This window comes from Enterobacter sp. ODB01, assembly GCF_001623605.1.
Lineage (GTDB): Bacteria > Pseudomonadota > Gammaproteobacteria > Enterobacterales > Enterobacteriaceae > Enterobacter > Enterobacter kobei.
This window is the reverse complement of record NZ_CP015227.1, coordinates 2,727,528-2,754,196: the sequence shown is the minus strand read 5'-3', so window position 1 is coordinate 2,754,196 and position 26,669 is coordinate 2,727,528. Positions and strand designations below refer to the sequence as shown.

Genomic DNA, 26,669 nt, shown 5'->3' with positions numbered 1-26,669 from the left:
TTTTACGGAAAAGTGTGCAAACGAAAACGTTTCCGCTTATGATTTGTGTCCGGCAAAAACAGCCATCCTTATGACTGATTCCTGACAAGCCGGAGCTTCCATGACTGCACAACCCCAGGTTCTTAAAATCCGCCGCCCTGACGACTGGCATATCCATCTGCGCGATGGCGATATGCTGAAAACCGTCGTGCCTTATACCAGTGAAATTTATGGCCGCGCGATTGTCATGCCAAACCTGGTTCCGCCAGTCACCTCCGTCGATGCCGCGATTGCCTACCGCCAGCGCATTCTGGATGCCGTCCCGGCTGGACATAATTTCACCCCGCTGATGACCTGCTATCTGACCGATTCTCTCGATCCGGACGAAGTTGAGCGCGGGTTTAACGAAGGCGTTTTTACGGCGGCGAAACTCTATCCTGCAAACGCCACCACCAACTCCAGCCACGGCGTCACCAGCATTGATGCCATCATGCCGGTGCTGGAACGTATGCAGAAACTGGGCATGCCGTTGCTGGTACACGGCGAAGTCACGCATGCCGAGATTGATATCTTCGACCGTGAAGCCCGCTTTATCGAGACCGTGATGGAACCGCTGCGTCAGCGCCTGCCTGCGCTTAAAGTGGTCTTTGAACATATCACCACCAAAGACGCCGCAGAATATGTGCGTGACGGCAACGAGTTGATTGCCGCCACCATCACCCCACAGCATCTGATGTTTAACCGTAACCACATGCTGGTAGGCGGGGTACGCCCTCACCTGTACTGCCTGCCGATCCTTAAGCGCAACGTTCACCAGCAGGCGCTGCGCGAACTGGTTGCCAGCGGTTTCTCACGCGCTTTCCTCGGCACAGACTCCGCGCCTCACGCCCGCCATCGTAAAGAGGCGAGCTGCGGCTGCGCAGGCTGTTTCAACGCCCCTACGGCCCTTGCCAGCTATGCAACGGTATTTGAAGAGATGGACGCGCTGGAACATTTCGAAGCGTTCTGCTCCCTCAACGGCCCGCGCTTTTACGGCCTGCCGGTCAATGACACGTTCATTGAACTGGAGCGCAAAGCGAGCCAGGTGGAGGCATCCATTGCCCTGACGGATGATACGCTGATCCCCTTCCTGGCAGGCGAAACCGTCAACTGGACGGTAAAACGCTAAATAATCAACGCCCCTTGTTGTCAAACGAACAATATACCTGTATAAATAAACAGTATATTACACAGGGGGCATTTATGCGTATTGAAGTCACCATAGCCAAAACTACCGTTCTGCCTGCTGGCGCGCTTGACGCACTGGCAGGCGAATTATCCCGTCGTATTCATAACACCTTCCCCGACAATGCAGGCGCCGTCACTGTTCGTTACGCCGCGGCGAACAACCTTTCCGTCATTGGCGGTGCAAAAGAAGATAAAGATCGCATCAGCGAAATCCTGCAGGAAACGTGGGAGAGCGCGGACGACTGGTTCATCACAGATTAACACTGCTCCCTCATTGTGTTTTTTGCCGGGTCGCCCCGGCTTTTTTTTGCCTGAAATTCCAGAAAGTTCAAAATAATTCGGCAACTTCTTTAAAAATCGTGAACAAGATGGTGTTTTATTGCTCGAACAATCCTAAAAAGCAGAAAAATGTGTTGCTAGCTGTTTATTTTTCCCTTAGGAACCCTTATTACTTGTATACTGAAGTTGCTTTCAGAAAAACATGCATTGAACCTCGAAGTCGTTGTCTTCTAACACGCATTATGGGGGTTATAATGGAAAAGAATAGCGAAGTCATCCAGACCCACCCACTCGTTGGCTGGGATATCAGTACCGTAGACAGCTACGATGCACTGATGCTGCGTTTGCACTACCAGACCCCAAATCAGCTGAACCGTGAAGAAGCGGAAGTTGGACAGACGCTGTGGCTTACGACAGACGTCGCCCGTCAGTTTATTTCTATTTTAGAGGCAGGAATTGCAAAAATAGAATCTGGCGACTATCAGGAAAATGAGTATAAACGGCACTAACCGAATGCTCACTTTTCTTTCAACAGGCACCCACGCGGTGCCTTATTTATTTCCCGCTTGTTTGCACCCGCTTTGTTAATTACTCTGCTAAAAAAAACGTACGTGACGAGATGCATATGAGATATGACCTAATCATTATTGGCAGTGGCTCCGTAGGATCGGCCGCCGGGTATTACGCGACACAGGCAGGACTCAATGTCCTGATGATTGACTCTCACCTGCCGCCCCATAGCGAAGGTAGCCACCACGGCGACACGCGTCTCATTCGCCATGCCTATGGCGAGGGGGAACGCTATGTTCCGCTGGTGCTTCGTGCCCAGACGCTGTGGGACGAGCTGGCTAAAGAGACTGAAGAGCGCATTTTCGAACGTACGGGCGTCATCAATCTTGGCCCGGCCCGTTCGGAATTTCTGGCTAATGTGGAACGCAGCGCAAAGGCCTTTAATCTGGAGGTTGAGAAGCTGGACGCGCCGGCTATCACCGCGCGCTGGCCAGAAATTACCGTCCCGGACGATTATATTGGCCTCTTTGAAGCCAACTCCGGGGTGTTGCACTGTGAAACCGCCATCAAAACCTGGATCGACCTTGCCGCCAAAGCGGGCTGTGCGCAATTGTTTAACTGTCCGGTGGAGGCCATCACGCATAACGCAGATGGCGTGACGGTAACGACTCTGGACGGTGAATATTCGGCGTCTCGTTTGCTTATCAGCGCTGGAACCTGGGTCACCCGCCTGCTGCCAGACCTGCCGATCCAGCCCGTGCGTAAGGTCTTTTCGTGGTTCCAGTCGGATGGTCGCTACAGTGCCCAGAATAAATTCCCGGCGTTCACCGGCGAGTTGCCCAATGGCGATCAGTTCTACGGTTTCCCTTCCGAAAAAGACGCGCTCAAGATTGGAAAACACAACGGGGGGCAAGTTATCTCCTCACCTGACGAGCGTAAACCGTTTGGTGCTTGTCCGCAGGATGGTTCAGAAGCCTTCTCGTTCCTGCGCAATATTCTCCCGGGCGTGGGTGGCCTGCTCTACGGCGCGGCCTGCACCTACGACAACACGCCGGATGAAGACTTTATCATTGATACGCTGCCAGGACATGACAACACCCTGCTCATTACCGGGCTGAGCGGACACGGATTTAAGTTCGCTTCCGTGCTGGGTGAAATCGCCGCGCAATTTGCTCAGGGTATCACGCCTCAGTTTGATCTGACGCCCTTCTCACTCGCGCGTTTTAACGGATAATCGCTATGGGCTCCGGACAGTTCGGGGCCCGTTTTCTTTACGGTGAATCATGGGGCATTATGCGCAGGATCGTGAGTTTTCTCGTCAATAATATTCGCGAACATTTTATGCTCTATATCTTACTGTGGGCACTACTTGCGATCGTTGATTTTATTTACATTGTATTTTATTGAAAGCGTTGACTGACATTTATTGACGTTACTTTATGTTTATTTAATCTCTTTTCCCCTGCTTATTCCGCCTTGCACGAAGCCTTTGAATTACCTTTGCGGTTCCTTTTCAAAATTGCTGAAATAAATAAAATAAAAATCCATATACTCTTATTTCAGTTGCAATATCTTGCCTTCCCGTTCATTTTTACGTTTCGGTTAATTTGAAAATGGACATTCTGATGCAATTGCGTAACTCCTCCCGGCGCTACGGAATAATATCCATAAGTTTGCACTGGATATTTGCCATTGCCGTCTATGGCATGTTCGGACTTGGACTCTGGATGGTCACGCTCAGCTATTACGACGGCTGGTATCACCAGGCGCCGGAGTTGCATAAAAGCATCGGCGTTTTGCTGATGCTGGGGCTGATTTTCCGCGTGATATGGCGACATATCTCCCCGCCACCTGCAGCACCGAAGACCCACAGTAAATTGACCCGTTTCAGTGCTGTCGCCGCGCATATTGCGCTTTATGCGCTGCTCTTCGCCATTCTGATCAGCGGCTATCTCATTTCGACGGCAGACGGCAAGCCGATCAGCGTTTTTGGTCTGTTCGAGGTGCCAGCAACGCTCAGTGATGCTGGGGTTCAGGCCGACACGGCGGGGGTGGTCCACCTCTGGCTTGCCTGGAGCGTGGTGATCCTGTCCGTGCTGCACGGGCTTGCCGCCCTTAAACACCACTTTTTTGATAAAGACGATACGCTCAAGCGCATGCTTGGCCGCTCGTCAATTGACTCTGGAGTATAAAATGAAAAAACACCTGCTGGGTATCGCACTGGGCTCTCTGTTATTCACCACCGGTTCCGCCGTGGCGGCGGATTATAAAATTGATAAAGAGGGCCAGCACGCGTTCGTCAATTTCCGTATTCAGCATCTGGGATACAGCTGGCTGTACGGTACCTTTAAAGATTTTGACGGCACATTCACCTTTGACGAGAAAAATCCTGCGGCGGATAAAGTCAATGTGACCATTAATACGAACAGCGTTGACACCAATCATGCTGAGCGCGATAAACACCTGCGCAGCGCAGAGTTCCTGAACGTCACTAAATTCCCGAAAGCGACTTTCACCTCTACGGACGTGAAAAAAGACGGTGATAAGTTGAATATTACCGGTAATCTTACCCTGAATGGCGTTACGAAACCCGTGACTCTGGATGCAAAATTGATCGGCCAGGGTGACGATCCGTGGGGGGGTAAACGCGCAGGTTTTGAAGCGGCAGGAAAAATTCACCTGAAAGATTTTAATATCACAACGGATTTGGGTCCGGCGTCTCAGTATGTTGAGCTGGTTATTTCTGTTGAAGGTGTGCAGCAGAAGTCATAATAGATTCGCCCGGCAGGATCTCGCCTGCCGGGCGTTATTATCATTCCGGGTCGGGAATACCCAGTTTGGTATTCAGACGGCCGCGTGATTTATTAAAAATCTTATTGCCGTTTTCTCGTCCCGCACGACGCCGACGCTGCTCTTCTTCCGGCAGAATACTCTCTTCACTGCACAGTTCACTGCAGCAACCGTTAAACTTCTCGGCACAGGCAGGGCACTGGATGAACAGTAGATGGCAACCGTCGTTTTTACAGTTGGTATGGGTATCGCACGGCGCACCGCACTGGTGGCACTGGGCAATAACGTCTTCCGAAATACGCTCACCCATACGCTCGTCAAAGACAAAGTTTTTCCCGATAAAACGCACCGGTAAACCCTGCTCGCGCGCGCGGCGGGCGTACTCGATAATGCCGCCTTCAATGTGCCAGACCTTATTAAAGCCGTTGTGCTTCATCCACGCGCTGGCTTTCTCACAGCGGATACCGCCGGTGCAGTACATAACGATTTTTTTATCTTTATGCTCCTGCATCATCTCAACCGCTTTAGGCAGTTGCTCGCGGAAGGTATCGGCCGGGATTTCCATCGCGTTCTCGAAATGCCCCACTTCGTATTCATAGTGGTTACGCATATCAATGAACACGGCATCCGGATCGTCCAGCATCGCATTCACTTCCGCGGCCTTCAGATATTCACCGACGTTCGCCGGGTTAAATTCAGGATCGTCAATACCGTCCGCCACAATGCGTTCACGCACCTTCATGCGCAGCACCCAGAAGGATTTCCCGTCATCGTCCAGGGCAATGTTCAGACGTAAGCCGTCGAGGGCGGGGTCGAAGCGATAAAGACACTCGCGGAAAGCGCTGACTTTGCTTTCCGGTACGCTAATCTGCGCGTTGATGCCTTCGCGGGCAAGGTAGACGCGCCCGAAAACGTTCAGCGCCGTGAAGGCCTGGTAAAGCGCATCGCGGGTCGCCTGCGGATCGTCGATCGTGAAGTATTTATAGAAAGAGATGGTTGTGCGCGGTTCGGTTTCAGCCAACATACGCGCTCTTAACATCTCATTCGACACGCGGTTGTGTAACACTGGCATGGTGTACAGTCCTGGAATCGTTAGAGAGAATGAAAAATCGGTCGGCATCATATAGCAAACAAAACCAATTTACATCCACACAATTTACGCTACATTTCACACACCCTGATTAATCAGGTTTAACAATTGCTCTCGTCGTACAGGTTTCGTTGGCAGATATTTTGGCAACGTCTCAAAAAATGCGACAATAGCGAAACAGGACGTTTGAACACAGGAAAGACATGACCCAGTTACCCAAATTTACCGTCGCCCTTTTGCACCCTCGCTATTGGATGACCTGGCTTGGCATTGGCTTTTTATGGCTACTGGTACAGCTTCCCTACCCTGTTATCTTCCGGTTAGGTAAATCGTTAGGCCGAATCGCGCTAACGTTCATGAAGCGTCGGGCGCGCATCGCGTACCGAAATCTTGAGCTGTGCTTCCCGCAGATGAGCGAGGCAGAGCGCCACGATATGGTCACGAAGAATTTCGAATCCGTCGGTATGGGGCTCATGGAAACCGGTATGGCGTGGTTCTGGTCAGATAAGCGCATGGCGCGCTGGAGCAAAGTGACGGGAACCGGCATGGAGCCCGTGCATACGCTTCAGGCTAACCAGACCGGCGTTCTGCTGATCGGGGTTCATTTTCTGACGCTGGAGATCGGGGCGCGGATGTTTGGCATGCAGGCGCCCGGCATCGGTGTTTATCGTCCAAACGACAACCCGGTTATCGATCTCATTCAGACCAACGGCCGCATGCGCTCCAATAAAAGCATGATCGACCGTAAGGATCTGAAGGGCATGATCCGCGCCCTTAAATCCGGTGAAGTGGTCTGGTATGCTCCCGACCACGACTACGGTCCGCAGTCGAGCGTATTTGTGCCGTTCTTCGCCGTTGAAGAGGCGGCCACCACCACCGGCACCTGGATGCTGGCACGGATGTCCAAAGCCGCCATCGTCCCCTTTGTGCCCCGCCGTATGCCGGATGGCTCAGGCTACGAGCTGATGATGCTCGAACCGGAGCTCGCGCCGCCGTTAGACGATGCAGAAACCACCGCGCGCTGGATGAACAGCGTTGTAGAGAAGTGCATCATGCTGGCCCCTGAGCAGTATATGTGGCTGCATCGCCGCTTTAAAACGCGACCACAGGGCACACCGTCCCGCTATTGATCCTCATGCGGCCCCATTCGGGCCGCCTCCTGTTTTAGCTTTAAAAGCGCTTCCGCATTGCGGCAATCATAACCCAGGCGCATAATTAGCAGGCTTATTACTTTATGCCTCAGGTGCTCAGCACCTCATTATGCGGAATGTTATGTCACCCTCAGATGCCCCCATAAACTGGAAACGTAACCTCACGGTTGCGTGGCTTGGCTGTTTTCTTACCGGTGCGGCGTTCAGCCTGGTTATGCCTTTCCTGCCGCTCTACGTCGAACAACTGGGCGTGACGGGCCACAGCGCGCTCAATATGTGGTCTGGACTGGTCTTCAGCATTACGTTTCTCTTCTCCGCGATTGCCTCACCCTTCTGGGGTGGCCTTGCCGATCGCAAGGGCCGAAAAATTATGCTCCTACGTTCTGCGCTGGGGATGGCCATCATCATGGCGCTGATGGGGGTCGCGCAAAACGTCTGGCAGTTCCTGGTATTGCGGGCATTGCTGGGTTTACTGGGCGGATTTATTCCCAATGCGAATGCCCTGATTGCCACGCAAATTCCGCGCCATAAGAGCGGCTGGGCGCTTGGGACGCTCTCCACCGGTGGCGTAAGTGGCGCCTTGCTGGGGCCACTGGCCGGAGGACTGCTGGCGGATAATTACGGCCTGCGCCCGGTCTTTTTCATCACCGCCAGCGTGCTGTTCCTGTGCTTTATCGTCACTCTGCTCTGTATCCGTGAGAACTTCACGCCTGTCGCCAAAAAAGAGATGCTCCATGCCAGAGACGTGCTGACCTCGCTTAAGAATCCCAGACTGGTGCTGAGCCTGTTCGTCACGACAATGATTATTCAGGTCGCTACCGGCTCGATTGCGCCAATTCTGACGCTCTACGTGCGTGACCTGGCGGGTGATGTCAGTAACATCGCCTTTATCAGCGGGCTGATTGCCTCCGTGCCCGGCGTGGCGGCGCTGCTTAGCGCCCCGAGGCTGGGCAAGCTGGGGGATCGGGTGGGCCCGGAAAAAATTCTGATCTGCGCACTGGTGATCTCCGTCCTGCTGCTTGTCCCCATGTCGATGGTGCACTCTCCGTGGCAACTGGGGGTTCTGCGCTTTTTACTGGGCGCCGCCGACGGGGCGTTACTGCCCGCCGTACAGACCCTGCTGGTTTACAACTCCACGAACCAGATCGCCGGACGAATCTTTAGCTATAACCAGTCATTTCGCGATATCGGTAACGTGACCGGACCGCTTCTCGGTGCAGGTATATCCGCCAGCTTTGGTTTCCGCGCCGTCTTTATCGTGACGGCGGGCGTGGTGTTGTTCAACGCGATGTATTCGTGGTTGAGTTTATCCCGCGCGTTACGCCCCACGACAGAATAAGGCGAAAGCCTGACGGCTTATTTTCGCATTCATACTTGCAGAATCCGATCTTCAGCTATTCTTTCCCTGAAACCTTCTGGAAAACAGGGAGACACCAATGACCATGTACGCCACGCTGGAAGAAGCTATTGATGCCGCTCGCGAAGAGTTCCTCGCCGACAATCCCGGTGTTGAGGAAGAAGATGCTGACGTGCAACAACTTAATATCCAAAAATACGTTCTGCAGGACGGGGATATTATGTGGCAGGCCGAATTCTTTGCTGATGAAGGTGAAGAAGGGGAATGTTTGCCGGTCCTGAGCGGTGAAGGCGCGCAGGCCGTCTTTGATGGTGATTATGACGAAATCGAGTTACGGCAGGAGTGGCTGGAAGAGAACACCCTGCACGAGTGGGATGAGGGCGAATTTCAGCTCGAACCCCCGCTGGATACGGAAGAAGGTCAAACCGCAGCCGATGAGTGGGACGAGCGTTGATTTACGCTACTCGTACGGGCCGTGGCTGGCATCGATGGGCAGCAACAGCGTGTCGAAAATCAGCGAAAACGGCAGATCGAGCACGGTCAGGTAGCGCCACGCGGAATCACGGACATCCCATTTCACACCCGGGTAATACTGATTCCCATGGCCCTGCCCTGGAATAGTGCGGCTGATGATGCTGCCGCAGCCGCTAAGCAGGCATGCCATCAGGACGACAATGATTATTCTCATAAGTTACCTCTAAAAAAATACCGGCGATTAAGCCGGTATTTTTATCTGGCGGGTGGCGCTACGCTTACCCGCCCTGGTTAACAACTTACTTCGCCTTCAGTGCAAGCGGATTCAGCTTCACGTCTTTGTAGTAGTTCACCCACGAAGAATACTTTTCCGGAGCGGACCATACGCGATAGTGAAGCCTTGCCATCGTGACCGGATCGCTCAGCAGCACCAGACGACGGTCGCGGTTGAGTTTTTCCGGCGTCTCGTTAAGCGCCTGCTCAACGTGACGATCGCGGGCAATCTCCAGCACATGACTTGCACGGTGACGCGCCGTCGCCATGGCTGTTGCCAGGGCGTTAAATGACGGGTTAAACACGGCGTGCATAAAGCCATCATCCAGCGTGCGATTGCGGTTCTGCTCCAGATAGGTATCGGTATCCACCAGCACCTTCGGCGGGGAGTACTCTTCCGGGATCAGGAACAGTTTCCAGCGTTTAGTCCGCAGTCCCACCGTTGAACGGCTGGAGATCACAGAGACGAACGGCGACAGGATCAGCGAGAAGACAATCGGCGCCAGCCAGAACAGGAAGCGCAGATCCAGCCAGGCCATGCCCGCCGCCCACACCAGCCCCAGCAGCAGCTGAGAACCGTGACGCATGAAGGCTTCGCCCCACGGCGTGGAGTCGTCATCACGCTGCGGTGAGTTCCAGACCACTTCCCAGCCCAGGAACGCACTGACCACAAACACGGTGTGGAACAGCATACGCACCGGTGCCAGCAGCACGGAGAACAGCACTTCCAGCAGCAGTGAAAGGGTCACGCGGAAGAAACCGCCGTACTCTTTCGAACCTTTGCACCAGATCAGGATGATACTGAGCAGCTTAGGCAGGAACAGCAGCACCATGGTAGACGCAAACAGTGCAATTGCCAGCTCCGGACGCCACTGCGGCCACACCGGGAACAGCTGGCGCGGTTGCAGGAAGTATTGCGGCTCCGTCAAAGCATGGACGACCTGCAATGCAGTAGAGAGCGCAAGGAACATGAACCACAGCGGTGCAGAGAGATAAGACATCACGCCCGTCAGGAACACCGCGCGGTGAACCGGGTGCATCCCTTTGACAAGGAACAGGCGGAAGTTCATCAGGTTGCCGTGACACCAGCGGCGGTCACGCTTGAGCTCATCCAGCAGGTTCGGCGGCAGCTCTTCGTACGATCCCGGGAGGTCGTAGGCAATCCAGACGCCCCAGCCCGCACGACGCATCAGCGCAGCTTCCACGAAGTCATGCGACAGAATAGAACCGGCAAACGAACCCTCACCTGGCAGCGGCGCCAGCGCACAGTGTTCAATGAACGGCTTCACGCGAATAATGGCGTTGTGACCCCAGTAGTGCGATTCACCCAACTGCCAGAAGTGCAGACCGGCAGTAAACAGCGGCCCGTAAACACGGGTGGCAAACTGCTGGCAGCGCGCATAAAGCGTGTCCATACCGGACGCTTTTGGCGAAGACTGAATGATCCCCGCGTTCGGGTTGGCTTCCATCAGACGCACCAGACCGCTCAGGCAGTCACCGCTCATGACGGAGTCCGCATCCAGCACCACCATGTAGCTGTACTGGTTACCCCAGCGACGGCAGAAGTCATCGATGTTACCGCTTTTACGCTTCACACGACGGCGACGACGACGGTAGAAGATCTGGCCTTCGCCCTGTACTTCTGCAATCAGCTCCATCCACGCTTTTTGTTCTGCAACGCAGATATCCGGGTTGTAACTGTCGCTCAGGATATAGACGTCGAAATGCGCCGCGTTGCCGGTCGCCTTGACGGACTCCCAGGTCGCACGCAGGCCCGCAAATACGCGGTCAACGTCTTCGTTACAAATAGGCATGATCAGCGCGGTACGGTGCTCAGGATTGAGGGGTTCATCCCCGACCGTTGACGCTGAAATGCTGTATTTGTCCCGCCCCATCAGCAATTGCAGGAAGCCCATTAGCGCGGTCCAGAAACCGGCCGAAACCCAGCAGAACAGAACTGCAAACAGCAGGAGGATGCCGCTTTGCAGGATATAAGGCAGTAGCTGCATGAAGGAGACCCAGAGATCCTGGCCCATCATGTCCGTTGGGTTAATAAACGCCCAGCCCTGGTAAGGCAGAATGGTTTTCATGTACCAGGTCGCGACAACCGTTTGTGCCAGCGTCAGAAGCAGCAGGATGTAACGGCGAATAGTCCCCACGGTACGCCATTTCTGCTCAGAGGCCTGCTCTTCTTTCGTCAGGCGTGACAGATAGCGCGGCGTCACATCACGCCCACGCAGGCGATCCCAGAAGCGGCCAACCGGGTTGGTGCGCCATGGATCGGGGAACATAGAGGAACGCGTCGCCTTCGGCATCGCCTGAAGCTGATCGCGTCCTTCGTCGTCTTTAATCAACTGCCCTTCTGCCAGCGAGTCTGGCCATGCCTGCTCCAGACGCGCTTTTACTGACCCCAGCGGCGTATCATCATCACGGGAAAACTGACGATGTTCACCATCCAGCGCGGTGTGAACCGCGCGGATGTCGCTCTTAGGCAGCGCCGCTTTTTCGATATCCGTCAGTGGCATGGCATCAATATATTCAGATGTATTATTCATTGGCAGGTAGCTGATAGCTCCAGGTTTCACTCAGCGGCTGATCGTCACTGACCAGCGCAGCACGCATTTCAGTGGTCTGTTTCGGATCTTTCACTTTCACGCGCAGGGTCAGACGCCAGCCTTTGGTTACCGGATTGTAACGCACCGTGTTTTCAACGATTTCACCGTTATCACCAATGCTGGCCTGAGCCGACACCGCCGTATCCGGAGACAGTTTCTTCATATCCTGGCCTGTGAAGTCCACGACAAACGCCACGGTACCGTCAGGCTGACGGATAAGGTTAGACTGCTTCACATCACCCGTTGAGCGGCGAGTCTGCATCACATACGCGTTATCCGGCGCATGCAGCTTATCTTCGTCGCGGCTGAAGGTAATGGTGTACTTGAAGTTCATCTCTTTGCCGGCTTCCGGCAGTTGATCCGGCGTCCAGTAAGCGACGATGTTATCGTTGGTTTCGTCGTTGGTTGGAATTTCAACCAGCTCTACCTTGCCTTTACCCCAGTCGCCTTTCGGCGTAACCCAGGCGCTTGGGCGCAGGTCATAACGATCGTCCAAATCTTCAAAGCGAGAGAACTGACGGCCACGCTGCAGCAGGCCAAAGCCCTGCGGGTTTTCCATCGCAAAGCTGCTTACTGCCAGATGTTTCGGATTATTCAGCGGACGCCAGATCCACTCACCGTTACCGGCATGAATAGACAGACCATTGGAGTCATGCAGTTCCGGGCGGAAGTTGGTTGCCGGCGACGGCTGGTTTGGCCCAAACAGGAACATACTGGTAAGCGGCGCAACGCCCAGTTTGCCCACTTTGTCACGCAGATAGACTTTAGACTGCACGTCAACGACCGTGTCACGACCCGGCATAATCACAAAGCGATAGGCACCGGTTGCGCGCGGGGAGTCCAGCAGCGCATAAATAGTCAGACGTTTGTCCGTTGGTTTTGGACGTTCAATCCAGAACTCGCGGAAACGCGGAAACTCTTCACCTGATGGCAGCGCGGTATCAATGGCCAGACCACGCGCAGAAAGCCCGTACACCTGCCCCGCGCCAATCACGCGGAAGTAGCTGGCGCCAAGCATGCTGACGATTTCGTCGTTTTTATCTTTGCTGTTAATCGGGTAAAGCACCTTGAAGCCTGCGAAGCCCAGGTCTTTCACCGTATCTTTGTCGTGTTGCACATTGCCAAAATTGAAGTAATCCGGGCTGTACTTGATCTTACGTACCGCGGTCGCCGTCACTTCATTGATGGCAACAGGCGTGTCGAAGTACATACCCTGATGATAAAATTCAAGCTTGAACGGGGTTTTAATGTTGTTCCAGTACGCTTTATCGTGATTGAACTGGATCTGCTGATAGTCCGCATACTTCATGTCGCGGAAAACGGAGGGCAAGTTACTTTTCGGCGCTTCGTAGCTCTTGCCTGCCATCGATTTTGCCTGTTTTGCGACATCGTCGATGTTAAAGGCCAGTGCCGATGAGGTATACAGTGATAACACGACTGCAGCACCCACCCAACGCATTTTCATCATCTGTGGTTTATGTTTCATAATAAGTAAGCACTTCCCCCTTTGTGTGCTTATATCGATCCGATCCATTTTAATGGAAACTCAGGCAATCCGACAACATAATCACTGCTTTGTTCAGCTACTGGCTCATGGATTAAGCAAATGAAAGAACCCGCGATTCACTTTGCGTGCTTATCCTGGAGACAGTGTGTCGGTCTTGGTGTAGGGTTGGCGTCGAATGTAACCATTATGAGTCTTAGGGATAAGACGAAAAGTCTGAGAATGCACAAAGTTATATGAGCACATCACCAACAGAACGTGAATATTTCCTCGACTCGATCCGGGCATGGCTGATGCTATTGGGGATCCCCTTTCACATTTCACTGATTTACTCCAGCCACACGTGGCATGTTAATAGCCAGATGCCCTCCTGGTGGCTCACGCTGTTTAATGACTTTATTCACGCCTTCCGTATGCAGGTGTTTTTTGTCATTTCAGGCTATTTCTCCTACATGCTTTTTTTACGCTATCCGCTGAAGCGCTGGTGGAAAGTCCGCGTAGAGCGCGTGGGTATTCCTATGTTGACCGCCATCCCGCTGCTGACGCTGCCGCAGTTCATTATGCTGCAGTATGTTAAAGGCAAAGCAGAGAACTGGCCGAATCTTACGCTGTATGAAAAGTACAATACGCTGGTCTGGGAACTGGTGTCTCACCTCTGGTTCCTGCTGGTACTGGTGGTACTGACCACGGTCAGCCTGGTGATCTTTAGCCGTCTGCGCCGTCATTTAAGCACGACCGCTGACGCCTTCTTCGCCAACGTCACGCTGGGCAAACTGTCGGTGCTCTTTTTGCTGCTTGGCGTTGCTTATGCCGCCGTGAGACGCACTCTGTTTATCGTCTACCCACCGATACTGAGCGACGGGTTGTTTAATTTTGTGGTGATGCAGTCGCTGTTCTACATTCCGTTCTTTTTAATTGGCGCACTGGCGTTTATTTATCCGAAGCTTAAAGCCTTGTTTACCACACCGTCACCGTGGTGCGCAGTGGGTGCCGCCTTCGCGTTTGCGGCCTATCTGCTGAACCAGCGCTACGGTAGCGGCGACGCCTGGATGTATGAAACGGAAAGCGTGATCACTATGCTGCTGGGCTTGTGGATGGTGAATGTGGTGTTCGCACTCGGCCACCGCTTGCTGAACTTTAAGTCCAGCCGCGTGACCTACTTCGTCAATGCTTCACTGTTTATCTATCTGGTGCATCACCCGTTGACGCTGTTCTTCGGGGCTTACATCACGCCGCATATCGCCTCTAACACGCTGGGCTTCTTTACCGGACTGGTGTTTGTAGTGGGCGTGGCGATCGTGCTCTACGAGATCCATCTGCGGATCCCTCTCCTGCGTTTCCTGTTTTCAGGCAAGCCCCAGACGAAAACTGCCTGAGCAGCGTGGCGCACTGACGGTGCGCCACGTTTGTTTCAACTCTCCAACGCTTGTCTGCGCTGCGCCAACAACCGCTGATACAGATGCAGGGTGTCTTCATCAAAACAGACAAAGGTCACCTTCTCTGGCAGCGGTTTCAGCGACAGGTAACGGTAAACGGTTTCTACCGCGATGGTCGCCGCTGCCGCCTTAGGATAACCATACACGCCGGTACTAATTGCCGGAAACGCCATCGTTTTGTATCCGTTGTCGGCGGCAAGCCGTAGGCAGTTTCGGTATGCCTCTTCCAGCAGACTCGCTTCATGGTGGTCGCCGCCCTGCCATACTGGGCCAACGGCGTGAATCACCGCTTTGGCCGGAAGGTTGCCCGCAAGCGTAATCACCGCATGGCCCGGCGGGCATTCGCCCTGTTGCTGACGCACGATTTTACAGGCTTCCAGCAGCTGCGGTCCGGCAGCGCGGTGAATAGCACCGTCAACCCCGCCTCCCCCCATCAGGGAAGGATTGGCCGCATTGACGATGACATCGACATGCTGGGTCGTAATATCGCCATGAATCACTTCAATTTGCGGTTTCATAAAAGCCCTCTGCTACCCGCCTTTTTCTTAAGTGTATCGCAGAGGGGTTATTGAGAAAAACGATCGGCGGTAAAACACGAATTAGCGGTACTGGATCTGAACCACTGCGAGCGTTTTTTCAGGATTAAGGTATTTCATATCCACTGTCGCCAGGCTGGAAGGTGTCGTCATGCCGTTCAGCGCATCGTCGTAACTGACCATACGGGTTTGCATACGGTTTTTATCCGGGCACGATACCGCCAGCTGCCGATGTTGCTGCGTAACTTCACACGGGTCAGCAACGATTGCACCGCGAAAGTGAATGACGCCCCCTTCCGCAAAAGTGGCCGAATGTGCAGGAACGATAAAGGCAGAAACGAGCAGGCCCAAACCTGAAATAAGATGTGCAAAATTGTGGGTCACGATAGGTACTCCTCAATGAAAATCGTCCATGAGGGGCAAACGCGCTTCATTATGTTAACGAAGTGTCACGTTACGGAACATTACGACACAGTTCCTGATAACAGCATAGCTCAACGGCACAGACCCGCCACCTTCGCAACATATTGATATTATGAATTATTAGAGCGCGCGCCCTCCAGGCGACCACTGTTGTGATAAATGAAGTGCTTTTCCATCAGTGACGGTTACCACGATCGTTACCGTGTCTCCCGCAGAGATATTTAAACTCAAGCGCATTAAATCAATCGCCTGATTAGCGGGGATAAAAAGTGTGTTTTGCTGGCGGGATGAACTTTGTCCACTCTGCCCTTCGCGCAAAGAAACAATCTGGACCTGACAATCACACGATTCCGTCAACGTGACCTGCGGAATAATGGTGATCATATTGCCCTGCTGTGAGGTTTGAAAGGTTATCTGGCTCGACAGCGCGGCGAGGAGAATTAAGGTATTCATAATTAACTCCCGAAAAAAAACAGGGCATCAGCCCTGTTTTTTGTAGCACAGATGTCAGTATCAGTACTGATGAGCTGTCGCGTGGTTACCAAAGCCAATCTGGGTAACGTTGACGGTGGAGTTAGACGCCGTCTGGTCTACCAGTGCGCCGTTAAGGCCACCGTACTGGCTGACATTCATCACGGAATCTTTACTGTTCCACTGATCAAGTGTCGCACTGTTGCCAAATCCGTTCTGGGTCAGGTTAATGCTACTGTCGTCAGACCCCTGGCCAACGTCAGCGCCGTTACCACCACCGGTCTGGCTAATATTCAGAACTGAATTTCTGGCATCAGTCTGCAGGGCCAGCGCGGAGTTACCGCCACCATTCTGGTAAATATTCAGGGTTGAATTTGGGCCACCGTATCCGCCATGACCATGTCCATGACCCCATCCGCCCTGGTTAATCATACCAGCCATAGCACTACCAGAAACTACGATTGCTGCAAGTGCTGCCACTTTGATAAATTTCATGGTAAACCCCCATCGGATTGATTAAAGTCGTCGCGAAATAACTAGCGTTGAATAACGCGAATTGCCATCTGCGACTGTTTCTGCACTACAACTGCGGTTTTCTGCGTACCGTACTGCGTAATATTTGCTCTATTACCCGACCCTTTCTGGATAATTTTTGCACTATTACCATATCCATCTTGCGTAATACCTGCATCGTTCCCGTTACCGCTCTGATCGATCCAGGCAATATTGTAAGTCCCTGATTGATCAACTCTCGCTCTGTTGCCTGCACCATCCTGGGAAACGACTGACAAGAGTTTCGACCCTTCCTGGCGAATCTGAGCGTCATTAAATACGCCCTGTTGACCAATAATGGCTGCCTGATTTAATGATGAACGACTTAATTCATTAACCGCAAAATTATATTCAGCATTCGCCAAATCAGTATTAGCCGCGGTTACAAATCCAGGCACACCCAGTAATGTAAACATCAAAAATAACGATGTGTTTTTCATGTTGTCACCCTGGACCCGGCTACCTGAAAACACCCTGTTCGTATTTCGTGTTAAACGACTCGTTTTTTTGTTAACGCGTCGTTACGGTGAAGAGTATGTCCGCTGAAACATTTTAAATATCTCACCCGCGTGGCTTATTTTTATTTATCAGGTCACCACAAAGTCGTAATTTGCAGAAAAAATACACATTACACAGGCTGGTTTAATTTTTTATAGAATATTTATACGCGTTGTGTCGTACAACGACGACAAGCCTGCCCACGCTTCCCTCCGCGTTGTTTAAGCGTAACGGCAGGATGGCATTTTGTTCATCACGTGACACAGGACGTGTTTTCTTAAGCCAGAGAGAGGAGAACATAATGGCTTAGAAAGTATCAGTTACTCATACCAAAGCTTAACGTCTCCAAAATAAAAATTAAGACATAAAATCAACCAGTTAATAAAATTTGTATGATTTTTAAAATCTGTGCACGCCTATTTATATGTACAACTTTCATATCAAATAACAACATTCAAAACAGCCAATATTCACAAATTAATATTGATTTTTACATCTTGTTACATGATTAACACTTGCTTTAAACTTCGTAAAAGCTAGATTGAAATTAGCTGTACGAAATTGGTTTTATATTTACCTCCCTGTGGAGGTTATGTTCTGATTCTACACACAGCAGTGCAACATCTGTCAGTACTTCTGGTGCCTTCCTCTTTTCAGGAGGGCAGCTGTCAGGTGCCAAAAATAAGTGGGGTTTCATCATGTATAATGAAGTCCATAGTTTACATGGTCATACATTACTGTTGATCACAAAACCTTCTCTGCAAGCGACAGCTTTATTACAACATTTAAAGCAATCTTTATCATTGATCGGGAAATTGCATAATATTCAACGTTCTTTTGATGATATTGCGCCTGGCAGCATCATTCTGTTTGATATGATGGAAGCTGATAAGAAGCTTATCCATTACTGGCAAGATAACTTAAGCAGGAAAAACAATAATATCCGCGTGTTATTATTGAACACTCCTGATGAATACCCTTTCAGAGATATTGAAAGCTGGCCGCATATCAATGGCGTGTTCTACGTCACTGAAGAAGAAGGCCGGGTGGTAGAGGGTCTGCAGGGCATATTGCGCGGAGAGTGTTATTTCTCGCAAAAGCTGGCCAGCTACCTCATCACGCACTCCGGTAACTACCGCTATAACAGTTCGGAATCCGCGCTGCTCACGCACCGTGAAAAAGAGATCCTGAACAAATTACGCATTGGTGCTTCAAATATTGAAATCGCCCGTTCGTTATTTATCAGCGAAAATACGGTAAAGACGCACCTTTATAATCTTTTCAAGAAGATAGCTGTTAAAAATCGAACTCAGGCTGTTTCATGGGCAAACGATAACCTCAGGCGTTAATCACATGAAGCGCACGTTGAGTTGGATCGCCGCAGCGAGTTTCTTGCTCGCTGCAGGGAACCTGCAGGCCGTCGAGGTCGAAGTTCCCGGATTGTTAACTGACCACACAGTCTCATCGATCGGGCACAGTTTTTACCGGGCCTTCAGTGATAAATGGGACAGTACTTACACGGGTAATTTAACAATCAACGAGCGGCCCAGTGCACGTTGGGGAAGCTGGATAACCATCACGGCTAATCAGGACGTTATTTATCAAACGTTTTTATTCCCCTCGAAAACAGACTTCGATAAAAACGTGGCCTTAGCACTGGCTCAAACTGAAGATGCTATTAATCGCCTGCAAATAGACAAAGCGCTATTAAGCACCAGCGATTTAGCAAAAGATGAGTTCTAGCGAACCGATATGCGGAGGCTGTCATGCGTATTGCATATGCAGTTGTTTCGATAATGCTTATTACCCCTCTTTGCTGGGGCGGAAATATGACGTTCCAGTTCCGTAACCCCAACTTTGGCGGTAACCCTAACAACGGTGCGTTCCTGCTGAATGAAGCTCAGGCGCAAAACTCCTATAAAGATCCCAGTTATAAGGACTTTACCGTTGATACCCCTTCCGCACTGGATAACTTCACCCAGGCTATCCAGTCGCAAATTTTAGGGGGATTGCTGACAAACATTAACACCGGCAAGCCCGGCCGAATGGTGACCAACGATTTTATTGTCGATATCGCCAACAGAGACGGACAACTTCAGTTGAACGTAACCGATCGTAAAACCGGAAAAACCTCCACCATTGAGGTTTCTGGCCTACAAAGCAATTCAACTGACTTTTAAACAATAGCTAAATAAGGACAACGATCATGCAGCGCTTCCTGATATTTGTTGCAGTGTGCTTATTGAGCGGTTGTTTAACTGCTCCGCCTAAAGAAGCTGCAAAACCAACATTAATGCCTCGGGCTCAGAGTTATCGTGATTTAACCCATTTGCCTTCTCCAACGGGCAAAATATTTGTCTCGGTATACAACATTCAGGATGAAACAGGGCAATTTAAGCCCTACCCGGCCAGTAACTTCTCCACGGCAGTGCCGCAAAGCGCCACCGCCATGCTGGTTACCGCACTCAAGGATTCGCACTGGTTTATACCGCTGGAACGCCAGGGGCTACAGAACCTGTTAAATGAACGAAAAATTATTCGTGCGGCACAGGAGAATGGCACCGTCGCGGACAATAACCGAATGCCTCTGCAGTCTCTGGCTGCGGCAAACGTCATGATCGAAGGCTCGATTATCGGATATGAGAGCAACGTTAAATCGGGTGGTGTGGGAGCACGTTACTTTGGGATTGGCGCGGATACCCAGTATCAGCTCGACCAAATTGCCGTTAACCTGCGTGTCGTCAACGTCAGTACCGGTGAAGTGCTCTCCTCGGTAAACACCAGCAAAACGATATTGTCTTATGAAGTCCAGGCGGGGGTATTCCGCTTCATCGACTACCAGCGTTTACTGGAAGGTGAAATTGGTTATACCTCGAATGAACCGGTCATGATGTGTCTGATGTCAGCCATTGAAACCGGCGTGATCTTCCTGATTAACGATGGTATCGATCGCGGGCTGTGGGATCTGCAAAACAAATCAGACGTGCAGAACCCGATCCTGGTGAAATACCGTGATATGTCCGTGCCTCCGGAATCCTGACAGGAAGCGCATAAAAAAGGCGAGATGATTATCTCGCCTTTTTTTATTCACTCACCGCGGTGATGTTTTGCGTTTTTTCCCGTCGCGCCGCCAGCCAGAGACCGCTGTTCTTCATGGCATAGCCAAACAGCAACCCCAGCGCCAGTGAAGGGACGACCAGCTTCCACTCCCCCTGTCCGGCAAAGGTCGCGCACGCCCCCATAAAGGTGCCCGGTACAAACGACAGCAGCAGATGCTTCGCCTGAATACACATCAGGAAGGCAACGACCCCCGTCATGACGTAGCCCAGGATCTCCAGATGCGGCGCAAGCGCGCTGCCTTTCATGATAACCAGCGCCCATATAACGCCGCTCATCAGCGTGCAACCAGAGATAAAGAGCCCTTTCAGCCCTCCCTGCGGGCAGGCGAAATAGGCCGTGCAGCCAAGGAAGCCAGCCCAGCTTAATAAACCGAGAGACACCGCCACCCATCCCCAGATACCGGAGAGAATGCCCGTCGTGATTGCAATACAAAGTAATATGTTCATGGTGCGCATCTTAGCAGATGCGCACCATGGAAATGAGATCAGAAGCACATTACGTGCAAGTTGAAATGTATCGTTGCAGAATTTTTGTGATTTAAATCACTCTTCACTCTCTTCTTCCAGCTCATCCCACATTGCTGCGATGGCGTCGCGCGTCAGCGGAGCCAGCGTTCTCCAGAACGGAGAGGTGGCGTGGGCTTCAACTTTCCCCAGGAAGGTTCCAACCCACGGCAGCAGATACGTCTCGAAGAGGATTTCGATGGCTTCATTTTCATCATCACCCGCGTTGTCTTCGATCCAGGAGGCCGCCAGCAGCAGAGTACCAATATGATCGGCTGGCGTATCGCTCAGCGGCATACCGCGCTCAGAGAGGAATGCCCGCACTTCCGCTTCGGTCGCCCCTTCCTGCCAGGCAGAACGGTAAGGCGAAACGCGGCACTCTTCCCCCACGAACAATGCGTTGTAGTCCGTTGAGATCTGCTGCATATCACAGCTTTTCTGCAGACGTTCCAGTAACTCATCCTGTTCCAGCGGCCAGTTCTGCGCCAGCTTACCCTCGCGAATGAGCGTAAACAGCGGAACCAACAGCGGGTCCTGCGGCTGGCGATAATACAGGGAGCCCAGCACGCGGCAAAGGATGGAGAATTCATTCATTGTGTTATTCCGTTATTCAATTAAAGGTCGGCAAATTCATCAACGGGCGTCATGCCGCGCGACTCCAGGAAGTCGAGCATACGGCGTGGCGTGACGTTCAGGATCTGTGCTTCCGGGAAATTGACGTCCTGCAGCACTTTCATGCACTCGCCAAAATCCCCCAGCGTGAAGGCCGTGTGCGAATCAGAGCCCAGCGCCACCATCCCTCCGGCATCACGCACGGCGGCTGCCACTTCGCGACAGTTGGCTTCACTGCCTTTACGCGAGTGCACGAACGAGGAGTTGTTAATCTCCAGCGCCACACGGTGTTTCGCGGCGGCCTGCGCCACTGCCTGAATATCAATAGGGTATTTAGGATTACCCGGATGGCTGATGATATGCACATTGCCGCTGGCAATGGTGGCAATCATCGCCGCGGTATTGGTCTCTTTATCCTGCGGCGGGAAAACCGGCTCATGGAAACCGGCAAGGATCAGATCTAAGGAGGTCAGCATCGGGCCGGTGCAGTCGATTTCACCGTCGGTGTTTTTGATGTTCGCCTCAATGCCGCGCAGTATCCCAATGCCATCCACCAGACGTGGCCAGATCCGCATATTCACAAAATGCCAGTAGTGCGGCGCATCCGCCATATCCGGGCCGTGATCGGTTATCGCAAAGAGCTTAATACCTTTTAGCTTTGCCTGGGCGATATAATCATGGAGGTTGCTATACGCGTGGGTGCTGGCGACGGTGTGCATATGCAGGTCAACGGGATACATCTTTCTCTCCTCTGCGGTTTTTCCAAAGGATAGCAGTTATCAGCGGCGAATATTAGCAAAAACCCGGCCAACGCCGGGTTTCTCTCAGTAGCCGCGCTGTCGGTCGACCTGACCGGTAACCGCGTTCCCTTTCTCTATTTCACCGATGGTATGCGAGATATAAGCCACCGCCTCAGTCGGTCGCGTCACGGCGGCGACATGCGGGGTCATTGCCACGCGAGGGTGTCGCCATAGAGGGCTTTCTTCAGGCAGCGGCTCACGGCTGTAAACATCCAGCATGGCACCTTTAAGCTTTCCGCTATCCAGCGCCTTCAGCAGATCCGGCTCCACCAGATGCACCCCGCGCGCCAGGTTCATCAGGTAGCTCTGATCGGCCAGCTGATTGAGCAAGGCTTCGTTGATAATCCCCACCGTTTCCGCCGTATTCGGCAGCAGGTTGATCAACACGCGTGTGCCTTTCAGAAACGCCGGGAGTTCATCCGTTCCGGCAAAACTCTCAACGCCCGGATACGCTTTACGGCTACGGCTCCAGCAGCGTAACGGGAAGCCCCACGGGGCAAGGGCTTCAGCCACCTTTGAGCCCAGCACGCCCGCCCCGAGGATACCGATGGTAAAGTCTTCACGTTGATATTCCGGCAGCGGCTCCCAGTGGGATTGCTGCTTAAAGGCCTGATAATCATCAAAGCGGCGGAACCAGTGCAGGACCTGACTTACGGCATATTCCTGCATTTGCTGGCCCATACCGGTATCTTCCAGGCGGAACAGGGGGATATCTTCCGGCAGCATCTCCGGGTGTGCCTTCAGTTTGCTCAGAATGGAATCCACGCCAGCGCCAAGCGCAAACACGGCCTTCAGTTTACGGCCCTGAAGCATCTCAACGGGTGGATGCCAGACCAGCGCATAGTCAGCATGTTCGTTATCGCCCCGCTTCCACTCACGAACGCGCGCGCCCGGCAGTGCTGCCGACAGTGCTTTAATCCAATAAGCCGTATCAAAAGTGGGGTGATAGAAGAGTATATCCATAGCCATTCCTGCCTTTTTTCGCGCTGTTTTGTTTTCATTTTCAAATGGATTGTCAGCATAACAAATTTATGGCGCTATGTTATTGCTGATAAAAAAGACGCTTTTCGCACATTTCGGAATCAGGTTGCCTGAAGTTTGTCTAAACACGCTAAATTACTGAAAAAGTGAGTTGACGGCAGTTCGGCTTTTCCTTACATTAGCGCCCGTCCCGGCAACAACGGGATGACAATATGGTGAGGTGTCCGAGTGGCTGAAGGAGCACGCCTGGAAAGTGTGTATACGGCAACGTATCGGGGGTTCGAATCCCCCCCTCACCGCCATATTTAAAGAAGAGCTCGCATGAAAATGCGGGCTTTTTTTTCGCATGTTGCACGTCTGCAGGGGATTCGAACTTTGCTTCCTCTGCGGTGAATATGTCGGGTGGCGCTTCGCTTACCCGACCTACAAAGAATTTACTCCTCAACCATCCGCGCATACTCTTCGGTTAGAAAATCGACCAGCGCCCTGACCGATGGCAGTAGACCGCGCCGCGAAGGATACACCGCGTGGATCACTTCCCGTCTGGGCTCCCAGGCATCCAGAACCCGCACCAATTCCCCTTTCGCCAACTGATCTTTAACCATTAAAATCGGCAACTGCACCACGCCTACGCCCGCCATCGCCGCTTCCCGCAGCGCCAGCATATCGGTAGTTATAAAGCGCGGCGTGTAGTGGATTTCGGCTTTCGCCCCCTCCGGACCGCTCAGATCCCATTTATGCAGTTGCTTGCCCGCCCCCATACTTAAACCCGGCCAGTCGCTGAGTTCAGCAGGCATCACCGGGTTGCCCATCCGCTCAATCAACGCCGGGCTCGCCACCAGGCAGTGTCCTCTGTCAGCCAGCACCCTTAACACCAGATCGCTGTCATCAAACGGACGCGGACGAACGCGGATCGCCACGTCAATGCCTTCACCTACCAGGTCAACCCGCCGGTTGGTGGCCTCCAGCTGAAGATTGATCCCCGGGTAGCGCGCCATAAACCGCGCCAGCATGGGCCCCACATGAACGTGCAGCAACGTGACAGGACACGTTATCCTGACAACACCGCGCGGTTCAGCCTGTAAGGCAGCCACCGCCTCCTCCGCCGCTTCAGCCTCGACCAGCATGGCTTTACAGTGCTGATAGAACGTTTGCCCCACCTCCGTCACCGTAAACTGCCGCGTGGTACGCTGTATCAACCGCACACCCAGCCGCTCTTCCAGTTGCGCAATCCGGCGGCTCAGTTTCGATTTAGGCTGATCGAGCGCCCGACCTGCCGCTGCAAACCCACCGTGGTCCACCACTTTCACAAACCACACGAAATCATTGAGATCCTGCATACGCCCTCATTGTTCCATTTTAAGAACAGTGAATGTCATTTTCACTCTCTACCGGGATATTAGCTCTGAATATAAGCTAATTACATCGACAGCACATCAGGAGTTAATCATGAAAAACGTAACAGGCGTCTATACCGCACCTCGTCCCCATTGGGTCGGAGACGGTTTCCCGGTTCGTTCGATGTTTTCCTATCAGACGCACGGTGAATCACTCAGTCCGTTCCTGCTGCTGGACTATGCCGGTCCCTACACCTTCCCGGCGGATGGCGCGAAGCGTGGCGTGGGCGAGCACCCTCACCGTGGCTTTGAAACGGTCACCATCGTCTACTCCGGCGAAGTGGAACATCGTGACTCCAGCGGCAAAGGCGGAGTCATCGGACCGGGCGACGTGCAGTGGATGACGGCGGGCGCAGGCATTTTGCACGAGGAGTTCCACTCCAGCGCGTTCTCGCAGAAAGGCGGCGAACTGAAAATGATGCAGCTGTGGGTCAACCTGCCCGCCAAAGACAAGATGGCAGCGCCCGGTTACCAGAGCATCACGAAGGCGGATATCCCTGTCGTCACGCTGCCGGATAGCAGCGGAACGTTGCGCGTCATCGCCGGCCGCTTTGACGAGGTGACTGGCCCGGCTCATACCTTCTCACCGCTGAATGTGTGGGATCTGACACTACGCCAGGGCAGCCACCTGACGCTCAATCAGCCTGAAGGCTGGAGCACGGCGCTGGTGGTACTTGAGGGCAGCGTAACGGTGAACGGCACCACGCCAGCGGGTGAGGCACAGCTGATCGTATTCAGTCAGCAAGGCGACAAGCTTCATCTGGAAGCAAACGGCGACGCAAAAGTACTGCTGATGGCCGGCGAGCCGCTGAATGAACCGATTGTGGGCTATGGCCCGTTTGTGATGAACAGTAAAACCGAAATCGCGGAAGCCATTCGTGATTTCAACTCCGGCCGCTTCGGCCAGATCTAAACGTAATAAGGAGCGCAAAATGTCTACCCCTGCAAACTTCAACGGTACACGTCCCGTCATTGACGTAAACGATGCAGTCATGCTGCTTATCGACCACCAGAGCGGGCTGTTCCAGACCGTCGGCGATATGCCGATGCCAGAACTGCGCGCCCGTGCGGCGGCGCTGGCAAAAATCGCCACCCTGGCGAAAATCCCGGTGATCACCACCGCTTCCGTCCCACAAGGACCGAACGGCCCGCTTATCCCGGAGATCCACGCCAATGCGCCGCATGCTCAGTACGTGGCCCGCAAAGGTGAAATCAACGCCTGGGATAATCCGGAGTTTGTGGCGGCAGTAAAAGCCACCGGGCGCAACACGTTGATCATTGCGGGCACGATCACCAGCGTCTGCATGGCCTTCCCGTCGATCAGCGCGGTTGCGGATGGGTATAAAGTCTTTGCGGTAATTGACGCCTCCGGGACCTACAGCAAAATGGCGCAGGAGATCACCCTCGCAGGCCGGTGTGGTACCGATGGACACCGCGGCGGTGGCGTCCGAGATCCAGCGAACCTGGAACCGCGAAGATGCTGCGGAGTGGGCTGAGGTGTACACCCATATCTTCCCGGCGTACCAGTTGCTGATCGAAAGCTATAGCAAAGCTCAGGAAGTGGTTAAAAACAGCGAAGTGCTCGATTCACAGCGTTAATTCAGCCCTCAGCGGCATGTGCTGATTAAGGCTTAACCGAACAAGCACGAATACAGAAAATCTGCTTGACCGTGTAAGCGCAACTCCCTATAGTAGCGCCCCGTTGCCCCCCACGCGGTCAGGCAGCAAAACAATATGGTGAGGTGTCCGAGTGGCTGAAGGAGCACGCCTGGAAAGTGTGTATACGGCAACGTATCGGGGGTTCGAATCCCCCCCTCACCGCCATATTCAAGATGAGAGCTCGTACGAAAGTACGGGCTTTTTTCTTTTATATTCTCCAGCGGGGGGGATGAGAATCCCCGACCGGGGTTCGACAACTGGCGTAGCCAGTTGGACAGACTGAGAGCGCAGCGAACAGGCTGCCCGCAGGGCGAGCGAAGCGAGTCAATCCCCCCCTCACCGCCATATTCAAGATGAGAGCTCGTACGAAAGTACGGGCTTTTTTCTTTTATATTCTCCAGCGGGGAATGAGAATCCCCGACCGGGGTTCGA

At 52.8% G+C, this 26,669-nt stretch carries 30 protein-coding genes, 2 tRNA genes, 1 other RNA gene and 1 pseudogene; 20 read left to right on the top strand and 14 right to left on the bottom strand.

Annotation, left to right across the window (positions count from 1 at the left end; genetic code table 11):
- The first annotated feature begins 100 nt into the window (after positions 1-100).
- The 7 genes from pyrC to A4308_RS13055 all read left to right on the top strand — a co-directional run bounded on the left by pyrC (position 101) and on the right by A4308_RS13055 (position 4,767).
- Positions 101-1,147, top strand: coding sequence for a dihydroorotase (gene pyrC, locus A4308_RS13090; RefSeq protein WP_045135503.1), 1,047 nt, complete (start codon positions 101-103; stop codon positions 1,145-1,147).
- Between the two features lie 74 nt (positions 1,148-1,221).
- Positions 1,222-1,467, top strand: a complete 246-nt coding sequence (gene dinI, locus A4308_RS13085) for a DNA damage-inducible protein I (RefSeq protein ID WP_014883351.1) — start codon at positions 1,222-1,224, stop codon at positions 1,465-1,467.
- A 272-nt stretch (positions 1,468-1,739) separates the two neighbouring features.
- The gene (gene bssS, locus A4308_RS13080; RefSeq protein ID WP_008500827.1) at positions 1,740-1,994 is read left to right on the top strand and encodes a biofilm formation regulator BssS; all 255 of its coding nucleotides are present in this window, start codon (positions 1,740-1,742) and stop codon (positions 1,992-1,994) included.
- A 116-nt stretch (positions 1,995-2,110) separates the two neighbouring features.
- Positions 2,111-3,229, top strand: a complete 1,119-nt coding sequence (gene solA, locus A4308_RS13075; protein ID WP_045135502.1) for an N-methyl-L-tryptophan oxidase — start codon at positions 2,111-2,113, stop codon at positions 3,227-3,229.
- Positions 3,230-3,288: 59 nt separating this feature from the next.
- Positions 3,289-3,402, top strand: a complete 114-nt coding sequence (locus A4308_RS13070; protein ID WP_014883349.1) for a YceO family protein — start codon at positions 3,289-3,291, stop codon at positions 3,400-3,402.
- Between the two features lie 218 nt (positions 3,403-3,620).
- Entirely contained in the window at positions 3,621-4,187 is a 567-nt protein-coding gene (locus tag A4308_RS13060) for a cytochrome b (protein WP_045281253.1), read from the top strand.
- A 1-nt stretch (position 4,188) separates the two neighbouring features.
- Positions 4,189-4,767, top strand: coding sequence for a YceI family protein (locus A4308_RS13055; protein WP_045281254.1), 579 nt, complete (start codon positions 4,189-4,191; stop codon positions 4,765-4,767).
- Positions 4,768-4,807: 40 nt separating this feature from the next.
- Here A4308_RS13055 and trhO read toward each other — a convergent pair whose 3' ends face one another.
- Positions 4,808-5,857: an oxygen-dependent tRNA uridine(34) hydroxylase TrhO gene (trhO, locus tag A4308_RS13050; protein ID WP_014883346.1), complete on the bottom strand. Its 1,050-nt coding sequence runs from the start codon at positions 5,855-5,857 to the stop codon at positions 4,808-4,810.
- A gap of 221 nt (positions 5,858-6,078) precedes the next feature.
- Between trhO and A4308_RS13045 the strand changes: the two genes are divergently transcribed.
- The 3 genes from A4308_RS13045 (at position 6,079) to A4308_RS13035 (ending at position 8,837) form a co-directional block, all read left to right on the top strand.
- Complete coding sequence (locus tag A4308_RS13045) at positions 6,079-7,005, top strand: Kdo(2)-lipid IV(A) acyltransferase (protein WP_023332678.1); 927 nt, start codon at positions 6,079-6,081, stop codon at positions 7,003-7,005.
- Positions 7,006-7,147: 142 nt separating this feature from the next.
- On the top strand, positions 7,148-8,365 hold the full coding sequence (gene mdtG, locus A4308_RS13040) for a multidrug efflux MFS transporter MdtG (RefSeq protein ID WP_014883344.1): 1,218 nt from the start codon (positions 7,148-7,150) through the stop codon (positions 8,363-8,365).
- A 97-nt stretch (positions 8,366-8,462) separates the two neighbouring features.
- Complete coding sequence (locus A4308_RS13035; RefSeq protein ID WP_008500834.1) at positions 8,463-8,837, top strand: MysB family protein; 375 nt, start codon at positions 8,463-8,465, stop codon at positions 8,835-8,837.
- Between the two features lie 6 nt (positions 8,838-8,843).
- Here A4308_RS13035 and A4308_RS13030 read toward each other — a convergent pair whose 3' ends face one another.
- From A4308_RS13030 to mdoG, 3 genes are all read right to left on the bottom strand, one after another.
- Positions 8,844-9,071: a YceK/YidQ family lipoprotein gene (locus A4308_RS13030; protein WP_014883343.1), complete on the bottom strand. Its 228-nt coding sequence runs from the start codon at positions 9,069-9,071 to the stop codon at positions 8,844-8,846.
- Positions 9,072-9,156: 85 nt separating this feature from the next.
- Complete coding sequence (gene mdoH / locus A4308_RS13025; RefSeq protein ID WP_023338244.1) at positions 9,157-11,685, bottom strand: glucans biosynthesis glucosyltransferase MdoH; 2,529 nt, start codon at positions 11,683-11,685, stop codon at positions 9,157-9,159.
- A complete protein-coding gene (mdoG, locus tag A4308_RS13020) occupies positions 11,678-13,231 on the bottom strand; it encodes a glucans biosynthesis protein MdoG (RefSeq protein ID WP_032628846.1) in 1,554 nt (517 codons plus the stop codon). Before mdoG ends, mdoH begins: the two co-directional genes overlap by 8 nt.
- Positions 13,232-13,485: 254 nt before the next feature.
- On the opposite strand from mdoG, the gene mdoC reads away from it, so the two are divergent.
- Positions 13,486-14,625 carry a glucans biosynthesis protein MdoC gene (mdoC, locus tag A4308_RS13015; RefSeq protein ID WP_023337083.1) on the top strand — a complete coding sequence of 380 codons (1,140 nt, stop codon included), beginning with the start codon at positions 13,486-13,488 and terminating at the stop codon, positions 14,623-14,625.
- A 35-nt stretch (positions 14,626-14,660) separates the two neighbouring features.
- Here mdoC and ymdB read toward each other — a convergent pair whose 3' ends face one another.
- The 5 genes from ymdB to csgB all read right to left on the bottom strand — a co-directional run bounded on the left by ymdB (position 14,661) and on the right by csgB (position 17,107).
- Positions 14,661-15,203, bottom strand: a complete 543-nt coding sequence (ymdB, locus tag A4308_RS13010; protein WP_014883339.1) for an O-acetyl-ADP-ribose deacetylase — start codon at positions 15,201-15,203, stop codon at positions 14,661-14,663.
- A gap of 81 nt (positions 15,204-15,284) precedes the next feature.
- On the bottom strand, positions 15,285-15,605 hold the full coding sequence (locus A4308_RS13005) for a hypothetical protein (RefSeq protein ID WP_014883338.1): 321 nt from the start codon (positions 15,603-15,605) through the stop codon (positions 15,285-15,287).
- 159 nt (positions 15,606-15,764) lie between these two features.
- Positions 15,765-16,097 carry a curli assembly chaperone CsgC gene (gene csgC, locus A4308_RS13000; RefSeq protein ID WP_063308634.1) on the bottom strand — a complete coding sequence of 111 codons (333 nt, stop codon included), beginning with the start codon at positions 16,095-16,097 and terminating at the stop codon, positions 15,765-15,767.
- A gap of 60 nt (positions 16,098-16,157) precedes the next feature.
- On the bottom strand, positions 16,158-16,610 hold the full coding sequence (csgA, locus tag A4308_RS12995; protein ID WP_014883336.1) for a curli major subunit CsgA: 453 nt from the start codon (positions 16,608-16,610) through the stop codon (positions 16,158-16,160).
- Between the two features lie 41 nt (positions 16,611-16,651).
- Positions 16,652-17,107 (bottom strand): curli minor subunit CsgB, encoded by a 456-nt coding sequence (gene csgB / locus A4308_RS12990; RefSeq protein WP_014883335.1) that lies wholly within the window; start codon positions 17,105-17,107, stop codon positions 16,652-16,654.
- A gap of 756 nt (positions 17,108-17,863) precedes the next feature.
- Between csgB and csgD the strand changes: the two genes are divergently transcribed.
- The 4 genes from csgD to csgG are packed head-to-tail and all read left to right on the top strand — an operon-like array spanning position 17,864 to position 20,205.
- Positions 17,864-18,514 carry a biofilm master transcriptional regulator CsgD gene (csgD, locus tag A4308_RS12985; RefSeq protein WP_045281255.1) on the top strand — a complete coding sequence of 217 codons (651 nt, stop codon included), beginning with the start codon at positions 17,864-17,866 and terminating at the stop codon, positions 18,512-18,514.
- Between the two features lie 4 nt (positions 18,515-18,518).
- Positions 18,519-18,908 (top strand): curli production assembly/transport protein CsgE, encoded by a 390-nt coding sequence (gene csgE / locus A4308_RS12980; RefSeq protein WP_014883333.1) that lies wholly within the window; start codon positions 18,519-18,521, stop codon positions 18,906-18,908.
- A gap of 23 nt (positions 18,909-18,931) precedes the next feature.
- On the top strand, positions 18,932-19,345 hold the full coding sequence (gene csgF / locus A4308_RS12975; protein WP_014883332.1) for a curli production assembly/transport protein CsgF: 414 nt from the start codon (positions 18,932-18,934) through the stop codon (positions 19,343-19,345).
- A 26-nt stretch (positions 19,346-19,371) separates the two neighbouring features.
- Positions 19,372-20,205 (top strand): curli production assembly/transport protein CsgG, encoded by an 834-nt coding sequence (gene csgG, locus A4308_RS12970; RefSeq protein ID WP_014883331.1) that lies wholly within the window; start codon positions 19,372-19,374, stop codon positions 20,203-20,205.
- A 43-nt stretch (positions 20,206-20,248) separates the two neighbouring features.
- On the opposite strand, the gene A4308_RS12965 is transcribed toward csgG, so the two are convergent.
- From A4308_RS12965 to ghrA, 4 genes are all read right to left on the bottom strand, one after another.
- Complete coding sequence (locus A4308_RS12965; RefSeq protein ID WP_072251815.1) at positions 20,249-20,731, bottom strand: DUF1097 domain-containing protein; 483 nt, start codon at positions 20,729-20,731, stop codon at positions 20,249-20,251.
- Positions 20,732-20,827: 96 nt separating this feature from the next.
- On the bottom strand, positions 20,828-21,382 hold the full coding sequence (locus tag A4308_RS12960) for a TorD/DmsD family molecular chaperone (protein ID WP_023332670.1): 555 nt from the start codon (positions 21,380-21,382) through the stop codon (positions 20,828-20,830).
- 20 nt (positions 21,383-21,402) lie between these two features.
- On the bottom strand, positions 21,403-22,140 hold the full coding sequence (locus tag A4308_RS12955; RefSeq protein WP_014883328.1) for a phosphatase: 738 nt from the start codon (positions 22,138-22,140) through the stop codon (positions 21,403-21,405).
- 84 nt (positions 22,141-22,224) lie between these two features.
- Positions 22,225-23,163, bottom strand: a complete 939-nt coding sequence (gene ghrA / locus A4308_RS12950) for a glyoxylate/hydroxypyruvate reductase GhrA (RefSeq protein ID WP_045281257.1) — start codon at positions 23,161-23,163, stop codon at positions 22,225-22,227.
- 232 nt (positions 23,164-23,395) lie between these two features.
- On the opposite strand from ghrA, the gene A4308_RS12945 reads away from it, so the two are divergent.
- Positions 23,396-23,483: transfer RNA gene (locus A4308_RS12945), tRNA-Ser, on the top strand.
- 132 nt (positions 23,484-23,615) lie between these two features.
- Here A4308_RS12945 and A4308_RS12940 read toward each other — a convergent pair.
- A complete protein-coding gene (locus A4308_RS12940) occupies positions 23,616-24,521 on the bottom strand; it encodes a LysR family transcriptional regulator (RefSeq protein WP_032637011.1) in 906 nt (301 codons plus the stop codon).
- A gap of 109 nt (positions 24,522-24,630) precedes the next feature.
- On the opposite strand from A4308_RS12940, the gene A4308_RS12935 reads away from it, so the two are divergent.
- The 4 genes and pseudogenes from A4308_RS12935 to A4308_RS12920 all read left to right on the top strand — a co-directional run bounded on the left by A4308_RS12935 (position 24,631) and on the right by A4308_RS12920 (position 26,582).
- Positions 24,631-25,491 carry a pirin family protein gene (locus A4308_RS12935; RefSeq protein ID WP_023337078.1) on the top strand — a complete coding sequence of 287 codons (861 nt, stop codon included), beginning with the start codon at positions 24,631-24,633 and terminating at the stop codon, positions 25,489-25,491.
- 19 nt (positions 25,492-25,510) lie between these two features.
- Positions 25,511-26,177 (top strand): annotated as a pseudogene (locus tag A4308_RS12930) (isochorismatase family protein).
- A 137-nt stretch (positions 26,178-26,314) separates the two neighbouring features.
- Positions 26,315-26,402 (top strand) — tRNA-Ser (locus A4308_RS12925).
- A 43-nt stretch (positions 26,403-26,445) separates the two neighbouring features.
- Positions 26,446-26,582, top strand: a non-coding RNA gene (locus A4308_RS12920) — RtT sRNA.
- The last annotated feature ends 87 nt before the right edge of the window (positions 26,583-26,669 follow it).

Bases quoted from the DNA above. Each gene is read 5' to 3' on its own strand.
- pyrC (WP_045135503.1), top strand. From the start codon at position 101: ATGACTGCACAACCCCAGGTTCTTAAAATCCGCCGCCCTGACGACTGG.
- dinI (WP_014883351.1), top strand. From the start codon at position 1,222: ATGCGTATTGAAGTCACCATAGCCAAAACTACCGTTCTGCCTGCTGGC.
- bssS (WP_008500827.1), top strand. From the start codon at position 1,740: ATGGAAAAGAATAGCGAAGTCATCCAGACCCACCCACTCGTTGGCTGG.
- solA (WP_045135502.1), top strand. From the start codon at position 2,111: ATGAGATATGACCTAATCATTATTGGCAGTGGCTCCGTAGGATCGGCC.
- A4308_RS13070 (WP_014883349.1), top strand. From the start codon at position 3,289: ATGCGCAGGATCGTGAGTTTTCTCGTCAATAATATTCGCGAACATTTT.
- A4308_RS13060 (WP_045281253.1), top strand. From the start codon at position 3,621: ATGCAATTGCGTAACTCCTCCCGGCGCTACGGAATAATATCCATAAGT.
- A4308_RS13055 (WP_045281254.1), top strand. From the start codon at position 4,189: ATGAAAAAACACCTGCTGGGTATCGCACTGGGCTCTCTGTTATTCACC.
- trhO (WP_014883346.1), bottom strand. From the start codon at position 5,857: ATGCCAGTGTTACACAACCGCGTGTCGAATGAGATGTTAAGAGCGCGT.
- A4308_RS13045 (WP_023332678.1), top strand. From the start codon at position 6,079: ATGACCCAGTTACCCAAATTTACCGTCGCCCTTTTGCACCCTCGCTAT.
- mdtG (WP_014883344.1), top strand. From the start codon at position 7,148: ATGTCACCCTCAGATGCCCCCATAAACTGGAAACGTAACCTCACGGTT.
- A4308_RS13035 (WP_008500834.1), top strand. From the start codon at position 8,463: ATGACCATGTACGCCACGCTGGAAGAAGCTATTGATGCCGCTCGCGAA.
- A4308_RS13030 (WP_014883343.1), bottom strand. From the start codon at position 9,071: ATGAGAATAATCATTGTCGTCCTGATGGCATGCCTGCTTAGCGGCTGC.
- mdoH (WP_023338244.1), bottom strand. From the start codon at position 11,685: ATGAATAATACATCTGAATATATTGATGCCATGCCACTGACGGATATC.
- mdoG (WP_032628846.1), bottom strand. From the start codon at position 13,231: ATGAAACATAAACCACAGATGATGAAAATGCGTTGGGTGGGTGCTGCA.
- mdoC (WP_023337083.1), top strand. From the start codon at position 13,486: ATGAGCACATCACCAACAGAACGTGAATATTTCCTCGACTCGATCCGG.
- ymdB (WP_014883339.1), bottom strand. From the start codon at position 15,203: ATGAAACCGCAAATTGAAGTGATTCATGGCGATATTACGACCCAGCAT.
- csgC (WP_063308634.1), bottom strand. From the start codon at position 16,097: ATGAATACCTTAATTCTCCTCGCCGCGCTGTCGAGCCAGATAACCTTT.
- csgA (WP_014883336.1), bottom strand. From the start codon at position 16,610: ATGAAATTTATCAAAGTGGCAGCACTTGCAGCAATCGTAGTTTCTGGT.
- csgB (WP_014883335.1), bottom strand. From the start codon at position 17,107: ATGAAAAACACATCGTTATTTTTGATGTTTACATTACTGGGTGTGCCT.
- csgD (WP_045281255.1), top strand. From the start codon at position 17,864: ATGTATAATGAAGTCCATAGTTTACATGGTCATACATTACTGTTGATC.
- csgE (WP_014883333.1), top strand. From the start codon at position 18,519: ATGAAGCGCACGTTGAGTTGGATCGCCGCAGCGAGTTTCTTGCTCGCT.
- csgF (WP_014883332.1), top strand. From the start codon at position 18,932: ATGCGTATTGCATATGCAGTTGTTTCGATAATGCTTATTACCCCTCTT.
- csgG (WP_014883331.1), top strand. From the start codon at position 19,372: ATGCAGCGCTTCCTGATATTTGTTGCAGTGTGCTTATTGAGCGGTTGT.
- A4308_RS12965 (WP_072251815.1), bottom strand. From the start codon at position 20,731: ATGAACATATTACTTTGTATTGCAATCACGACGGGCATTCTCTCCGGT.
- A4308_RS12960 (WP_023332670.1), bottom strand. From the start codon at position 21,382: ATGAATGAATTCTCCATCCTTTGCCGCGTGCTGGGCTCCCTGTATTAT.
- A4308_RS12955 (WP_014883328.1), bottom strand. From the start codon at position 22,140: ATGTATCCCGTTGACCTGCATATGCACACCGTCGCCAGCACCCACGCG.
- ghrA (WP_045281257.1), bottom strand. From the start codon at position 23,163: ATGGATATACTCTTCTATCACCCCACTTTTGATACGGCTTATTGGATT.
- A4308_RS12940 (WP_032637011.1), bottom strand. From the start codon at position 24,521: ATGCAGGATCTCAATGATTTCGTGTGGTTTGTGAAAGTGGTGGACCAC.
- A4308_RS12935 (WP_023337078.1), top strand. From the start codon at position 24,631: ATGAAAAACGTAACAGGCGTCTATACCGCACCTCGTCCCCATTGGGTC.